13 protein-coding genes and 2 pseudogenes are annotated in these 15,325 nt (G+C 38.9%); 10 read left to right on the plus strand and 5 right to left on the minus strand.

Annotation, left to right across the window (positions count from 1 at the left end; translation table 11 throughout):
- Positions 1 to 70 precede the first annotated feature (70 nt).
- From ACFO6W_RS24590 to ACFO6W_RS24620, 7 genes are all read left to right on the plus strand, one after another.
- Positions 71 to 907, plus strand: a complete 837-nt coding sequence (locus tag ACFO6W_RS24590) for an alpha/beta hydrolase (RefSeq protein ID WP_380001514.1) — start codon at positions 71 to 73, stop codon at positions 905 to 907.
- A 62-nt stretch (positions 908 to 969) separates the two neighbouring features.
- Complete coding sequence (locus ACFO6W_RS24595; RefSeq protein ID WP_380001571.1) at positions 970 to 2,856, plus strand: glycoside hydrolase family 13 protein; 1,887 nt, start codon at positions 970 to 972, stop codon at positions 2,854 to 2,856.
- Between the two features lie 58 nt (positions 2,857 to 2,914).
- Positions 2,915 to 4,567, plus strand: a complete 1,653-nt coding sequence (locus ACFO6W_RS24600; protein ID WP_380001573.1) for an alkaline phosphatase — start codon at positions 2,915 to 2,917, stop codon at positions 4,565 to 4,567.
- 459 nt (positions 4,568 to 5,026) lie between these two features.
- Positions 5,027 to 5,470: a two-component regulator propeller domain-containing protein gene (locus tag ACFO6W_RS24605; RefSeq protein WP_380001516.1), complete on the plus strand. Its 444-nt coding sequence runs from the start codon at positions 5,027 to 5,029 to the stop codon at positions 5,468 to 5,470.
- 32 nt (positions 5,471 to 5,502) lie between these two features.
- Positions 5,503 to 5,934, plus strand: coding sequence for an aldose epimerase family protein (locus tag ACFO6W_RS24610; protein WP_380001518.1), 432 nt, complete (start codon positions 5,503 to 5,505; stop codon positions 5,932 to 5,934).
- 522 nt (positions 5,935 to 6,456) lie between these two features.
- Positions 6,457 to 7,299 carry an RteC domain-containing protein gene (locus tag ACFO6W_RS24615; RefSeq protein WP_380001520.1) on the plus strand — a complete coding sequence of 281 codons (843 nt, stop codon included), beginning with the start codon at positions 6,457 to 6,459 and terminating at the stop codon, positions 7,297 to 7,299.
- Between the two features lie 532 nt (positions 7,300 to 7,831).
- On the plus strand, positions 7,832 to 8,137 hold the full coding sequence (locus ACFO6W_RS24620; RefSeq protein ID WP_380001522.1) for a helix-turn-helix domain-containing protein: 306 nt from the start codon (positions 7,832 to 7,834) through the stop codon (positions 8,135 to 8,137).
- Positions 8,138 to 8,528: 391 nt separating this feature from the next.
- Here the strand turns inward: ACFO6W_RS24620 and ACFO6W_RS24625 are convergent, their stop codons facing one another.
- Positions 8,529 to 9,617 (minus strand): phage integrase SAM-like domain-containing protein, encoded by a 1,089-nt coding sequence (locus tag ACFO6W_RS24625; RefSeq protein ID WP_380001524.1) that lies wholly within the window; start codon positions 9,615 to 9,617, stop codon positions 8,529 to 8,531.
- Positions 9,618 to 9,901: 284 nt separating this feature from the next.
- Here ACFO6W_RS24625 and ACFO6W_RS24630 point away from each other — a divergent pair.
- Positions 9,902 to 10,234: pseudogene (locus ACFO6W_RS24630) on the plus strand (tyrosine-type recombinase/integrase); the annotation flags it as partial.
- A gap of 352 nt (positions 10,235 to 10,586) precedes the next feature.
- Here ACFO6W_RS24630 and ACFO6W_RS24635 read toward each other — a convergent pair.
- The 4 genes and pseudogenes from ACFO6W_RS24635 to ACFO6W_RS24650 all read right to left on the minus strand — a co-directional run bounded on the left by ACFO6W_RS24635 (position 10,587) and on the right by ACFO6W_RS24650 (position 12,970).
- A complete protein-coding gene (locus ACFO6W_RS24635; RefSeq protein ID WP_380001526.1) occupies positions 10,587 to 10,886 on the minus strand; it encodes a helix-turn-helix domain-containing protein in 300 nt (99 codons plus the stop codon).
- A 2-nt stretch (positions 10,887 to 10,888) separates the two neighbouring features.
- On the minus strand, positions 10,889 to 11,056 hold the full coding sequence (locus ACFO6W_RS24640; RefSeq protein ID WP_380001528.1) for a helix-turn-helix domain-containing protein: 168 nt from the start codon (positions 11,054 to 11,056) through the stop codon (positions 10,889 to 10,891).
- Between the two features lie 124 nt (positions 11,057 to 11,180).
- A pseudogene (locus ACFO6W_RS24645) lies at positions 11,181 to 11,456 on the minus strand (DUF3408 domain-containing protein); the annotation flags it as partial.
- Between the two features lie 566 nt (positions 11,457 to 12,022).
- Entirely contained in the window at positions 12,023 to 12,970 is a 948-nt protein-coding gene (locus ACFO6W_RS24650; protein WP_380001530.1) for a hypothetical protein, read from the minus strand.
- A gap of 654 nt (positions 12,971 to 13,624) precedes the next feature.
- Here ACFO6W_RS24650 and ACFO6W_RS24655 point away from each other — a divergent pair.
- Entirely contained in the window at positions 13,625 to 14,101 is a 477-nt protein-coding gene (locus ACFO6W_RS24655) for a MobC family plasmid mobilization relaxosome protein (protein WP_380001532.1), read from the plus strand.
- Positions 14,091 to 15,305: a relaxase/mobilization nuclease domain-containing protein gene (locus ACFO6W_RS24660; protein ID WP_380001534.1), complete on the plus strand. Its 1,215-nt coding sequence runs from the start codon at positions 14,091 to 14,093 to the stop codon at positions 15,303 to 15,305. Before ACFO6W_RS24655 ends, ACFO6W_RS24660 begins: the two co-directional genes overlap by 11 nt.
- Positions 15,306 to 15,325: the final 20 nt, after the last annotated feature.

The raw sequence follows: 15,325 nt of genomic DNA on the forward strand, positions 1-15,325 counted from the left end.
ATTCATCCTGTTTTTCTGTTCTTCGATTTTTGCTCAAAATGGACAATCGTTGTTATCGTTTCCTAATAGATTGGATTTACCCGATATATCAGCAGGTAAAATTGTAAGAATCAATATGCCATCACAATTTGTTGATAAGCGACCGGTTGATGTCTGGCTACCTGACAGCTATCCATCGGAAGAAAAATACAGTGTCATTTATATGAATGACGGCGGATCACTGTTTGATTCCTCCAAAATATGGGTCAATCAAGAGTGGAAGATTGATGAAAATGTGTCGGATTTATTGAAAAAAGAGAAGTTGAAAAATACCATTGTTATAGGTATCCACAATAATGGTATGAAAAGAGCTTCGGAGTACCTTCCTGAAAAAGCATTAGCCTTTTTACCGGACAGTACAAAACAATTGCTTGATTCTCTTATACCCAAAGGCTATCTGGCGGATAATTATCTCAAGTTTGTTGTGACAGAATTAAAGCCTTTTATTGATTCAAATTTTGAAGTGTATACCGATTCCAAACACACATTTATAATGGGTTCAAGTATGGGCGGATTAATTTCAATGTACGCAATTTGTGAATATCCGACTGTATTTGGAGGAGCTGCATGCTTATCAACACATTGGATTGGAATATTCAAAAACAATAAAGAAATACCTGCCGCTTTTTTATCATACATGAGCAATAATATACCGAATCCGATTAATCATAAAATCTATTTTGATACGGGAGATCAGGGACTTGATGCATTCTATCCTCCCTATCAAAGGGAGGTGGATAAACTAATGCAATTAGCTCATTTTGATTCAAAAAATTGGATTACGTTATATTTCGAAGGCGAGGATCATTCCAAAACAGCTTGGAGTAAACGAATTGATAAACCTTTAATATTCCTCTTGGGGAAATAAGGTTCCGGATTCTTTGTTGCTGTTTTCGTATAAAAAAAATGAAAAAAATAAAAAAAATGAAAATGAATAAATATAAATTGCCGGTTGTTATCATGTTTCTGGTTATAGCTATCCAGATCAAAGCCGAAGATATAAAAACAGTAGATCCCGCTTTCTGGTGGTCAGGGATGAAAAATTCTGAATTGCAGGTATTGATACACGGAGAAGGTGTGGCTAAATCGGACGTAAGTATTACCTCAAAATCGGTAAGGCTGAAAGAAACTGTAAAGTTAGAGAGTCCTAATTACCTTATCCTATATTTCGACCTATCGGCATCTCAACCCGAAAAGTTCGATATCGTATTGCAACAGGGAAAGGACAAAAAGGTAGTTCCTTATGAAATTAAAGGCCGTAAGGCCGGCTCATCCGACAGGATAGGCTTCAATGCTTCGGATGTATTTTATCTGATTATGCCCGACCGTTTTGCAAACGGAGATACATCGAATGATGTAATTGCAGGGATGCACGAGGCCAAAATAGACCGTAACGGACAGTATGCCCGTCATGGCGGAGATTTTAAAGGAATAAGCGACCGTGTGGATTATATACACGATCTCGGTGTAACCGCTATCTGGTTCAATCCGGTGATGGAGAATGATATGCCGGAGAAATCATATCACGGATATGCAACAACGGACTATTATAAAGTAGACCGTCGTTTCGGTTCCAATCAGGAGTTTGTAGACTTAGTGGATAAGGTTCACGCTAAAGGGATAAAAGTGGTGATGGATATGATTTTCAACCACTGTGGCAGTGAACACTTTTTCTTTAAGGACAGACCGTCTAAAGACTGGTTCAATTACCCTGACGGATATGTGCAGAGTTCTTATCAAACTATATCTCAATTTGATCCTTATGCTTCCGCATACGATGTGAAGAGATCAGCAGAAGGTTGGTTTATAGAGTCTATGCCCGATTTGAACCAACGAAATCCGCATGTAGCCAAATACCTTATCCAGAATAGTATCTGGTGGATAGAATATGCCGGTATCGACGGCATTCGTCAGGATACTCATCCGTATTCCGATTATGATATGATGTCGCGCTGGTGCAGGGAAGTTACAGAGGAATATCCCGATTTTAATATTGTGGGTGAGACATGGATCAATACGATCACTATGCATGTAGGCATCGCTTTCTGGCAGAAAGACAGTAAGCTGGCTTATCCGAAAAATTCCTATCTGCGTTCGGTGATGGATTTCCCTCTTAAGGATATAATGAATAGCGCATTTGATCAGGAAACCACAGACTGGGGACAAGGCCTGTCGCGCATACATGAATATCTGGCTCAGGATATAGTTTATGCCGATCCTATGGAATTGCTTATCTTCCTTGATAACCATGATACATCACGTTTTTACAGTACCGAAGAACAAACTTCGAACCTGAACCGTTACAAACAGGCTCTTGCATTCCTGTTGACTACCCGTGGAATCCCGCAAATATATTACGGAACTGAAATATTAATGGCTGCCGATAAGGGAGAAGGAGACGGCTATCTGCGTCGCGATTTTCCCGGAGGATGGCAGGATGATAAGACAGACCTGTTCGTTCCAGCTAACAGAACTTCACAGCAGAATGAGGCTTTCAATTACCTCCGCAAATTGTTGCAATGGAGAAAAGGGAATGAGGCTATATCAAAAGGAACTCTAAAGCATTTTGTGACAAATAATAGTGTTTATGTTTATGAGCGTAAATACAATGATAAGTCTGTTGTTGTATTCCTGTCCGGATCGGATAGTGAAAAAACGATAGACCTTTCACCATATAAAGAAGTGTTGCCGAAGAGTCAGGCAAAGGATGTTATAAGTGAAAATATTGTAAACTTAAGTAACGGGTCTTTAACAATACAGCCTCGAAGTGTCTTAGTATTAGAATTCTCTGTGTCGGTAATGCAAAAGCCGGCATAGATATCTGTTGTATCCGTACTTCAATAATAAAGTAGTAAAAATGAAAAAAGTAAGTATAATGAAAAAAGTAAGTGTGAGCTTATTGCTCTTCTTTGTATTTTCGATAACTGTCTTTGCCCAGCAGCAGTATCGAAGACCTGTAAAACCGACAAAGAATGTCATAGTTATGATACCCGACGGAACATCTATCGGAGTTGTTTCGGCTGCACGCTGGTATCAGATTTATAATAAACTGGGTGGAGATAATCTGGCTGTTGACCCTTATCTGTGCGGTACGGTGAAAACATTTTCATCCAATGCACCTATTGGTGATTCTGCCCCTACTACCTCATGTTATATGACGGGAATGCCACAGCAGACCGGTAATGTAGCTATTTATCCGGTTGCTGATCCTGAAAACGATCTGATACCCATAGACCCGGCTATGGCCTACCAGCCTTTGCCTACTGTATTAGAAGCTGCTAAATATCAACAAAATAAAGCGACAGGCCTGGTAGTAACAGTGGAGTTTCCTCATGCTACTCCTGCTGATTGTTCGGCACATTATTACGCACGTGGCAAATACGAATATATAGCGTCTCAAATGGCATACCAGAATCTGGATGTAATGTTTGGAGGGGGAAATTCCATACTGACAGACGATATCAAACAGCATTTCAAAAATACTGGCACCACGCTGATTCAGGATGACATCAAAACTTTCAGGTCTTTTAATGGAAAAGAAAAAGTATGGGCATTATTCAATGAAAGGGAATTACCGTACGATCTGGACAGGGACCCTGAAGTAATCCCATCGTTACAGGAGATGACCCAAAAAGCATTAGACAGGCTGTCTCAGAACGAAAACGGATTCTTCCTGATGGTGGAGGGCAGCAAAGTAGACTGGTCGGCACATGGTAATGATGCTGTGGGATGTATTACAGAATACCTCGCCTTTGACAAAGCAGTAGCTACAGTAATGGACTTTGCAAAGAAAAACGGTGAAACAACAGTTATAGTACTTCCCGATCATGGAAACAGTGGATTCACTATCGGTCGCAGAGACTTGAAAAGCTATAATAAAGCAACCCTTGACGACTTGTTTAAGAATGTATCGAAATTCAAGAAGACAGGCGAAGGGCTGGAAAGAATCTTGCTGAAATCTAAACCGGAAGATTTTAAAGCGATATTCAAAGAATACACAGATATTGATCTGAACGAGGAAGAATTAAATCTGTTGTTGAGTTCAAAGAACTATAAAGAAGCAGATTATATAAAAGTCAGCAACAGCGTAAATATGGGTTCCAGCATTATTAACATTATGGATTCACATACTTACTTTGGCTTTACCACCGGAGGACACACCGGAGAAGAAGTATTTCTTGCAGCTTATCATCCCAATGGAGACATACCTGTGGGTATGAATACAAATGTGGAGATCAATCAGTATCTGTGCGCTGCACTGGGATTGAAAACCTCTTTACCCGAAATGAGACAGGAAATATTTGCAAAGCACACGGATGTATTTAAAGGTATGGACTATACAATAGATAAGTCTGCCGATTTTCCCGTATTGAAAGTAAAGAAAGGGAATGTGACTCTATCTGTTCCCGCCTTCAAATCGGTAGTGTACTTAAATAATCAGCCTATTGCACTGCCTTCCGTAGTAGTCTATATAGATAAGAATGATACATTTTATCTGCCGAAGAATTTGATTAAATATTTGGAATAAATACAGATATGTGCTTTCTTCCACTCAATAGCAGACAGTAAAGATTTCTTGTAAATTTTATCTATAATAGAGTTTATATACAATAAAATTCTAAGAGCCTTATTTCAGGCATTTTAATTACCACGACTTAAAAGTCGTGGGTAACTGATATGATATAGAATGCGATTTTAGTTGAATCTGTTTTGGCTAAAGCCCTTCACTGATTACTATCATTATTGCTCCACTTAAAAGTGAAACAATAAAAGCATTGATAAAGATATACATAAGTCTATTGAATATAAACCCTATGGTATATTTGCAGAAAATTATTATTGTCTTATTGCTGTTAATACTCGGCCTGTAAGCGACATTTATGCACAAAATTTACCGAAATTCCGTTTTCGTAAAATAGATGTTGACGACGGATTATCGGAGAATACCATACATTGCATATTATAGGATTCGAGAAGATTTATGTAGTTGGGTACTAAAGACGGGTTAAACATATACGACAGGATCAGTTTCAAGGTCTATTCCAACGATCCCGACGAAAATCTCTCTTTGGGAAACAACTATATCCGGAGCCTATTCGAAGGGAAGTCTGATATAATGTATATAGGAACTGATGCAGGCCTTTACATTATGTATATGGTTGAGGATAAATTTACCAAGTTGAACAACAAAACCGCTGATGGGATGGAAGTAACGTCAGGGGTTAATAGCATATTGATCGACGACAAAGGTATGTTATGGTCGGCTACAATGAATCAGAGAGTATTTATGTCCGATACCAACAAAAACATACTGCGTAAAGTAAAGGTTGCGGGGCTGGTTCTTGAACCAAACGCCGCATGGTGTATAAAAAGTGACCGCTCTGGCGTTATATGGGTTGGCACACGCTTAGGATTGATGCGGTATAATTAGACTTCTACCAAAATCGCTTCAGGGGAACCATAGTGGGACGTTACGCTAACCGTATTGCAAAGGGAAGGTTTAAATTGGACAGCATAGAGTATCAGCTTCCGGTTAATAACAACGGTCAAACCTTACATGATGGACTGAAAGGCCTGTACCAACGGGTATGGAATGTAGATAAGGTTACAGATAATTCCATTGACTTTTCTTATATATCCCTTGATGGGGAAGAGGGTTTCCCCAGAACGCTCTCTATCCATGTCAATTATACGGTAACCCCCGATAATGAATTTAAGATCAGCTATAAAGCCTCTACTGACAAGCCAACGGTTGTCAACTTATCAAATCATGCATATTTTAATCTGAAAGGAGACGGTGGTGGAACTATCACAGATCATGTGTTAATGATAAATGCCGAAAATATTACACCTGTTGATAGCGTACTGATTCCGACTAGAGATTCTACTAGTTGAGAGTACTCCATTCAATTTCCGTAAACCAATTGCAATAGGCTTCAGGATCGATCAGGAGAACGGGCAATTGAAAAACGGATTGGACTATAATTATGCTAATGATTGTTAGCGTTTTAACTAGTTAGCAGTTTCAATTGCTGATTTACATTGCTAAGAGAACTACTTTTCAATTATTATTTACACTTAAAAATAAAAAATCAACAGTATGTCATTTACAATTATAATAAAAACAAAAGCTGACAATAGTAATGATGGCATCAGAGTTTACATAGGACGCTATGCATATATCTGATGTTGTCAAACGCCTGCAAATTCTTTGCGAAATAAATAACCCGGTATTTTCAGATACTCTTTTGTTGCAACCTCGTTTGTGTGTTTGTTCGTTTAGCTATTAAAATCAAATAAGCCTCCGAACATCCAATTGTCTTTGCAATCCGGGAAAGAGTATTTAACAGGCAGTGATGGTTGCTGTGCATTTGCCATGTTTTTGTCATTTAGTATTAATTTAATAAAAATGAATTCATGGAGAATTATATTTCATCCCTGAAAGATAAAATCTTTCAGAATATTCAGGAAGTAGAAAAGATGGAATGTAGCATGCTACATAAGTCAAAGTTGATTGTTCCTCGATTAGAAGGCTCTTTTGAGGAGTTAAAGTCTTTTGTAAGCAATTATTCTTTTAAGAATAATGATGAAGAGATCCTTTTCTTTAAAGAAATTAAACCACAATTATTTAGCCAGTTAATGTACTATAATGAGATTTATAACATTGAGATAAGAATGCCGGCAGGTAGTATTGAAGGAAAAAAAGAGTATTTGGAACAGATTCAAAATCAAATTAAATTCTACTTCGATATGAATCCTGATTTTTATCAATACCTTCGTTCGGGCAATACACATTTAGACCATATTTATTTCCTGCGGAGAAGACCGTGTATCCAATTGCCATTTGACAGTTCTTATTTTGAACGGGATTGCTGTTTTTCCACATGTTATGATTTTAAAATGACTAAAATCCTTACAAACGAAAAACTATCAGCCTATATTAATGTTAAACTTGCAAAGTTATTGCAGGAGGATGTTGAGATCGACCCACTTCAAGATCGTTCCATGTTAAAATGGACGGAGAAGAAAACAGCTTTAGGAGAAATAATCTATGGGATTGATTCTTTAGGAAGTGTCTGTTTGGGCAATATAGATATCAAAGTACTGGCTAAAAAGTTAGGAAATCTGTTTGATGTGGATATGAGTAACATTTTCCAGATATATGGTGATATCCGTAAAAGAAAGGTTGACAGGACCGAATATTTGAATCGTATGATCAATGCATTAAGCCGAAGAATGGATGAAGACGATAATAAATAATTTCGTTTTAATCTATTATCTTTACAGATGTAAAAATAATAACGATCAGAAGTATTTTTCGAATACTTTATGAGTATATAACATAACGTTCACTGAACGTCTCGGCACAGAAAACTGGTAATTTTCAAGAAAAACGGGATGAAAAGTGTAATGTTCATGCTATGCGCAAGTATAGCGTGGACTTATGACTTTCGTTTTTCTGGTAACCAGTGCCACTGTGTCGGAAGGAATAAGTTCCACGCTTTCTTTTTTATTTTGATTATTCCGGATTTATGGAAATACCTTAGTTATACATGACCTGTTTTTCCTTTTTTTATGAATTGTTGAGTATTTCCTAACCTAATTACAAGATTTAAATCCAGCGTCTTTCCCTTACAATTTTCACTTCCAATATATTATTACGCCCATTTGGTTTGAATATCAAGCATATAATAAATTTCTTCATAAAAATCATACCCAAGTAGGGTACAACTAATGAAACCGTTTTCTTTTTCCTGCTGACCTTTGCATCATAATAATTTTCATAGGCCATATGGATGATAATAAAAATAAAAGTTTCGAGGACTGGATGCGAATCATCTTAGGCCGTTTTGACAAGATAGACAAAACGCTTGGCCAGATGAATAAGCTCAAAGATTGTTTCGAGGGAGATGCTCTCCTTGACAATCACGATTTGTGCAAACTTCTTGGAGTTACCAAAAGAACTATCGCCAGGTACCGTCAGAAGAAACTACTCCCTTTTTATACATATAATAACGGAAGGGTATATTATAAAGCCTCAGAGGTGGAACAATTTATGCAAAAGAAAGGAAAAACACAAACCGGAGGAGCTTCCTAAAAGCTTTTATTTTAAACCAAAAAGAACAAATCAACCCACCACTTACCTACTATGGTTTTTATATTAGAATTCTTTTCCCTGCACAAGGTAAAGATTCTCATTTACGGTCAAGACAAGTTCAAACCTGCGGTTCTCTTAAAAAAATATTCACAAATATTTTTTTAAGAGAAAACTTGCATGACCTGTTCGAATCTTATTTTTTTGTGCCGGGAAAAAAATTCTCTATCTGTAGATATGTAAAAAGAAAAGATTCAATAGTTTTCTCAAATAAATAATATTCGATTATTTTTGTAGTCTGTAATCAAAAAGTGTTCTTTGTATTTGTGCAAAATGGGGTAAAGTGTTGAGGTTCGCTGGTTTCTAAATCGTTACCTGTCAAAAAAAAAGAATGTTACAACTTGCTCGTTTTCAGACGGTAAGAAGAGTTGTCATGTCTTGCTGAATGGTAGGTCATTGGCTCTTTTATATCCGCCAGAACCCGCAAGCCTTTCATATTCGCTTTTACCATGTCGGCCGATTGCATCGGGAACAGGGTATCCCTGTTTTCGTCCTTGTACTTCTCAATTAGGGCGATTGCTTCGGGCAACAGCTTGACACGCGCCCGGTAGTCCGTTTTCTTCCTTGCATATTTGAGCCACAGGCTGCCCTCTTCATCCGTATACAGGTTCTCCCCCGTAATGCGGATCACATCCGCGTAGGATGTGCCCGTATAGCAAGCGAACAGGAACAGATCCCTTGTGAAGCGTGTTGAAGGACGGTTCGGGGGAATCACCAAATCCCGTATTTTCTCAAAGCTCTCCCGGCTTAATGCTTTCGGGGTAGTCTCTTTCTGTTTGGGCAGCTTGTAATGGGCAAAATGAAATTTCTCGGATAGGCCTTCCTTAAAGGCAATCTTACAGATTTTCTTCAGGATAGCCAGGTAATGGCGGACGGTATCCATCGAATACCCTTCGCTCAACACAAAATCCTGGTATTCCCGGATGAATTGCTCGTTCAGCTGCCCGAAGGCAATGTCTTTCATCTTGAACTTCTTTTGAATGAACTTACCGAGCGAACGGTGCGTGTACACATAGGTACTCAGCGTGGTCGGGGCAACGTCGATTCCGATACGGGCCCTTAATCCCTCCATGTGCCGGTCGAGAAGGGTAAGCAGGGTCATTTGAGCATCCATGCTTCCCTGGTATAAAACCTTCACTGACTCAGCGTCAAATGGCTTATTGCGTTTCACAAGGCTGTCAAATGCATGGTGCACTGCCAATAGTAATTTATCTATTTTGGCATTGGCTTCGACCGCTTCATTACTTTTGCCGTCCAACCGGCTCTCACGGGGATTCCACAAGGCGGGGGTACAGGATAGCTTGCTGCTGAACTGTACCTTTGATTGGTTTACGGTAATGCGTCCCATGATGGGGGCTTTACCCGACTTGTCTAAACTACTCTTTTTAAGGTAGAGCAGCACTTTGAATTTTTCTACTTTCATACGCTTATGTTTTAACTGGTGAAATTACCTGTTTTATAAGCGTTCTTTGTTATGCAAAATGCTTCAAATCAGTGGATAATAAACAGATTGAGGTGCTATGGTTTACACTCTGTTACCTGTTTGTATTCCGGTAACAAGCGGATAACGGTTTGGTAACTGAAATACCCTGATATTTTGTAATTGCTCGCTTTCTATTCAGACCTTGAATAGTCGTCAAACAGCTAACTAACAACCGAATACCATATAGTTTCACCATTTTGTTTTTGCTCGCTTTTCTCAAAATTACTCACACAGCCAGGCACTCGTTTGCCACAACAGTCTGTTTATCAAAGGGTGTACCAATAGAAACTGTTTCGCAAATGCTCGGACACTCTTGCATTACCACGACCCAAATATACGCCAAAATTACCAATGATAAAATCAGTAAGGACATGGCAGTGCTAACAGATAAGATTGGCGATACCTATCAACTCGATACCGACAGAGATGAATCAGACTATCGAAATATTAAACGTATCGGCAAAAAACAGAAAGCTATGTTTATCAGAAAGAAAAGGGAGAACAATCCGGTTAACCCATCGACTTACATGATACGAAAATGGGATAAAGTGGAATAAAATGAAAATAATGATCGTCAAGTCAGCCCTTTTGTTGCAGGGGAAGGAACTTCTTACAGAGCAAACTCATCAAGTCCGAAGCCTTTCAGGTCGGAGACAAAAATCTCCACCTTACAGGTTGTATTTTTGCTCCGAGACTTACCTGTTTCCCCTGCCGAAGTAAAAATTATTCCTTGCAACGAAAACGACCGACCTGACGATGACGCATATCATTAAACTAAAACAAGCATCCCTGATTGATATCAGAAATGCTTGTTTTCATTTTATGCGTAGAGCAACTCAACTCCCTCTCTTCGGAATCTGCATAGATAACATATTTCAGAAATATAATTGAGATATATCTTACTTTTCTCTAAAAGGGTAATTCGGGAGAGCGATAGTTTTGATGCAACACTTCTATCAGCTCTTCCTCCGGGTAAAGTATCTTGCCCCCGATAGTCGTATAACAAATCATCCGCTTATCTCGCAGAGTTTGAAGCGTTCGGGGCGAGATATGGAGATATTCCATCACTTCGTCCCCACTCAGGTAACGCTTATCTGCCAATGTCGGACAATGCTTTTCCCTTACATCGGCAACATCATCAAAAGCTGACTCAACCTGTCCCAAAAGTTCCTTGAACTCTTCGGACTCATAATTGATAAACTTATCCATACCTATTTATTTTTAGGTTTTAGCCCAGCCTGAAGCAGCTCATCAATATCCGACTCCTTAAAATACACTTTGCCTCCCAACATCGAAAAGGGAATCCTTCCGTTATTTCGCCAAGTCTGTAAAGTGCGTTTTGATATGCCTAACGCACGGCAGACATCTGCCGAGTCCATTCAGTCGTCACGGGGATTAGAACAATACAATTCTTTCAAAGCAGCCACTTCAAATGTTAGTTTACCGATCTGCCTTTTCAGCAGTTCCCATGCGTGCAGGTCTATACATACAATCTCCATAATTTTAGTCTTTTGAATTGTTTTCGTTATTAAATGTGCTTGCCAGTGAACGCTTCAATCCTTCGTTGGCTGCACGGGTTATCAGATCTTTGTTTTGTAACAAATGATCGGCAAGGATATTTGACAACAGAATAGTCGGTGTTATTTCCGATGCGATGTGTTGCAGTGAGGCAACAAGCGTTTGCAGCTTTTCTTTCATCCGAACATCAATATACACCGGGGTATAATCCTTGACTTTCTGTATACCTAAGAACCGCCGGGCATACTCTTCCTCGTCTTTTTTCTTGGAGAGCTTAGCTTTGGCAGAAGAGGAAGCTCATGTGCTGTCATTTCCGATAAACTGGGATATGTCTTTGTCCTGTCCCTTATCCTGATCTTGGCTTTCATTTTCTAATTGATTACGCTTTGCTCCGTCGAACGTTGTTTCATCTTTCATATGATTATTTCTTAATGTTTATAAATACGGTTTATTAATTTTTTAGAGGAATGTGCTTACCCACTCAAACATCCCTGACACGGTTGGCTCTATTATATTTACCCATAACTATACGCTCCCGGAGAATAACCATATATACGACATTGCATATCGGGGCTTCCGAAATCGGGTGCAAGATAGTCCCTCCCCAATGCCTGCGCTGTTTAGCTAACAGCCTTACCTAACAGGTGAGAGTTGTATGGGGCTAATTGTCAGACAATAACGATTAACATGCTTATGTGAGAAGGAGCAGTTTGATAATTATTATCAAACTGTACGAAAATATCAATTAGCTGATATTCAGTCAATCAATATATTTTGGTAAGTAATGGAAATATATAGGGGTAAATATGGCTAATAAGATTTTTTAACTATTCTGCCAAATCTCCCTGTATTTGTTCAATCAAAGTGTCTATGTTTTCTAGTCCGTGTATAAGCTCTTTTTTATTTCGGTTGCGGCAATTATTGAGCTGTGTCATATTGATGTAGTGCGTGTTATCTCCGTATCTTTCCTTGTTACCTTCTGTGCGAAAAGATATAAAGTCTTTATTGCCATCGGTAACCGACATCCATGTATCTTTGATATAGCCGGAGTCCATCAGTTGATCGAAAAGGTAAACCAATGACTTTTGGTTCGTCACTTGTAGCGGTTCGGTTAGCTTTCCCGATAAAAGTTTCTTTAGTTCGGAAACTTTTACTTTTCGTCGAAACAATTTGATTGCTTCTATACAGTCGGCTAATAATTTATATTGTTCGTTGGTCAATTTAGGGATATAGGAGCGTTTGGCAACTTTGTTCTTAGATTCCTTGACGATTGTACTTTCCTTTGCCGGCTGTTCTTTCTGAACAATGTCTTGTTCGGGAGTCGGCTTGGGAGTTGGAAATAGTTTCTCATACTTTATACATAGCTTTTCAAGGCTGACCAGATCTACCAATTCTCTGAAATAGGGCAAATCTATCTTTGTCAGTTTCTCGGCATAATCGGCAGGTGTTATCTTATTTGTCGGCTTTACGAATATCCTATATGTATGATAAATATCTTTGGGAATATCATCATAAAAATCGCTATACCAAAGATAGTCCTCACGACCATCCCGGAGATATTTGGGAATGCTCATAAAGAGAGGATTGTTGCGGATAATATCAATTGCTTTGCTATGATAATGCTTAATATCAGTTTCGGTAACCTTTGTTTCAGAAATCATACTCAACATTGTTTCGTAGTTCACTTCTACAAAACTATCCAGACATTGTTGTACCTCCCGAAAGGCTTCGGGGATATTGCCGTCATAATCCAACTTTTCAACAAACTCTACCATAGTGGACTACTTTTCAATTATTATCTACCACTAAGATAGATATTTCCAAAGTAATATTACCCATATTACCAACAGAAGTAGACAAAGTGACTATGAATTAGTTGTATAGGTCGCAAATAAATGCAAGCTTATGCAATGATGTCTGCATAAGTATAGTTAGTACATAACTATCATAATTACAGTATATATTTGTATTTGTGTCCAAGCCGGACACCTCGGTTTATAACATAAATATCTGTATGATGAAACGATTAATTGAAATTATCAAAACAGGAGAGTCATCTCCGGTTATTACAGCTAACTGCTCTGCCTACCCTTGAAGAGCAACAGGCAATACATTCCTAGTATTGCAAAGTTGGGGCATCTTAGTTCTAAGCCCAACTTTAGTTATTAACGATGCCGTCAACCAAAAAAATATCAAGACTTTTGTCTCTTCTTTTTTTGTTTATCGTCATAGAAGCAAGGTAATCGCACGGGTAACCCGAAATTCGCTAATCGCTCTTTCCGGTTCCTTCCGTGCATACCTTGCCCTGCGGGGCTGTGACCACGTTACAGATAAATCCGGCGTGCCTTGAATTTCTCTTTCACTTCAAAACCCACTCCCGAAGGTCGCCAGTTTTGAGGTCACCCGCAGCCCTTTTGTTTTCACTCCCGATGGTCGCAAAACTGCCGGACTACGAGGGCAAGCCTGTACTTCTTCTCCCGATGGTCGCTTCCATTACGGCTTGCTGGGGTGCTACATTGCACCCCGAATTTTCCATCATCCTAAATGCAAATGTTATGGAAAATAAGGAAGATAATAAATCCAAAAAGGGTCGCCCGGCAAAGGAAAAGGCGAAATTATCTTGTTCGATTAACCTGAAATTGACCGAAGTGGATTTTAATGCTGTGAAAGAAAAAGCAGGAAAATTAGGAATGAAACCGACCCAATATGCCCGGGAAATGACACTCAAAGGTGGTATTAAATCCCGCTTTACAATCGAAGAACTTGACTTGATACGTAAGTTATCCGGTATGTCAAATAACCTGAACCAGATTGCTAAACAGGTTAATAAATCTGGCTTCTTTAGTTCTGCTACGGATGTAATAATGATTGCCGATGAAATAAAAAAACTGTTCCATGATAGCTAAAAATATCAAAGGGAAATCATTCAAGGGTTGCGTTTCTTATGTGATGCATGAGGGCGCAACCTTACTCGAAGCCGAAGGAGTTTTGACGGATACGACTAAAGATATTATTCGGAGTTTTGCCATGCAACGTTCGGGCAGGAAAGAAATCAAGCAGCCTGTGGGGCATATTCCCTTGTCATTTTCGCCCGAAGATAAGGAACGGTTGACCGATGAATTTATGGTGCAACTCGCTAAAGAATATATGCAGGAGATGGGAATCAAAAACACCCAATACATCATTGTCCGGCATAATAATACGGATAATCCACACTTGCATATCGTTTATAACCGTATCGACAACGACCTGAAATTAATCTCTGTCAACCATGATTATAAGCGGAATATCAAGGTTTGCAAGAAGCTAAAAGATAGACACGGATTGACTTATGGCGAAGGAAAAGAAAAAGTCAAACGGGAGAAACTCAACGATCCGGATAAGGTAAAGTACAAGATTTATGATGCAATCAAAGCTGTTTTGCCTCAATGTAAAAATCCAAATGACTTAAAGTCGCTACTCAGCCAATCAAATATTGAGACCGAATTTAAACTCAAACGGACAACTGGGGAGATTGAAGGAATATCATTCCGGCAAGGCGATATCAGCTTTAAAGGCTCGCAGGTTGACAGGAAATTTAGTTATGCCAATCTGAAAAAAGAGTTCGATAAAAACAAAATTGCACAAGAAATGCAAGCAAAGAAGGTAGAACAAGAAGCCACAAATAAACCAAAAACGGGTAAATTAGTAGGTGTCGGGGGTATCAAGTTTACTCCTGAACAGAAGCAAACGTTGGAGGATGGCGGGTATATTTATCTGGAAAACATGCAATTAAAAGATGGCTCGAATGTTTCCGCCTACCTGTTTTTTGACGACCAAATGAATCAGCCTTTTTATACCCGGAACAATCCTGAATCGTTTGTCAAATACGGTAAATACGAGATGCGTTTGATGGATAAAATACGGATTGATGCTGGATTTGTGACCCATGCTACAGTCAAATGGTACGGAATCGGGAATTATGCTCATCCGCATCTTTGGAAAGAAAATACGTCCGATGCAGAATATAAGGAATCGTGGGGTGACCCAAGATTGCCGAAAGAAGAAAAGGTAGAGAAAAAGCCGGATTTATATAAAAATATAAAGATTAATCGGGGGAGGAAAAGGTAGATTAAGTGAGCTAAAATAAT

The organism is Dysgonomonas termitidis (genome assembly GCF_042654545.1).
Taxonomy (GTDB): domain Bacteria; phylum Bacteroidota; class Bacteroidia; order Bacteroidales; family Dysgonomonadaceae; genus Dysgonomonas; species Dysgonomonas termitidis.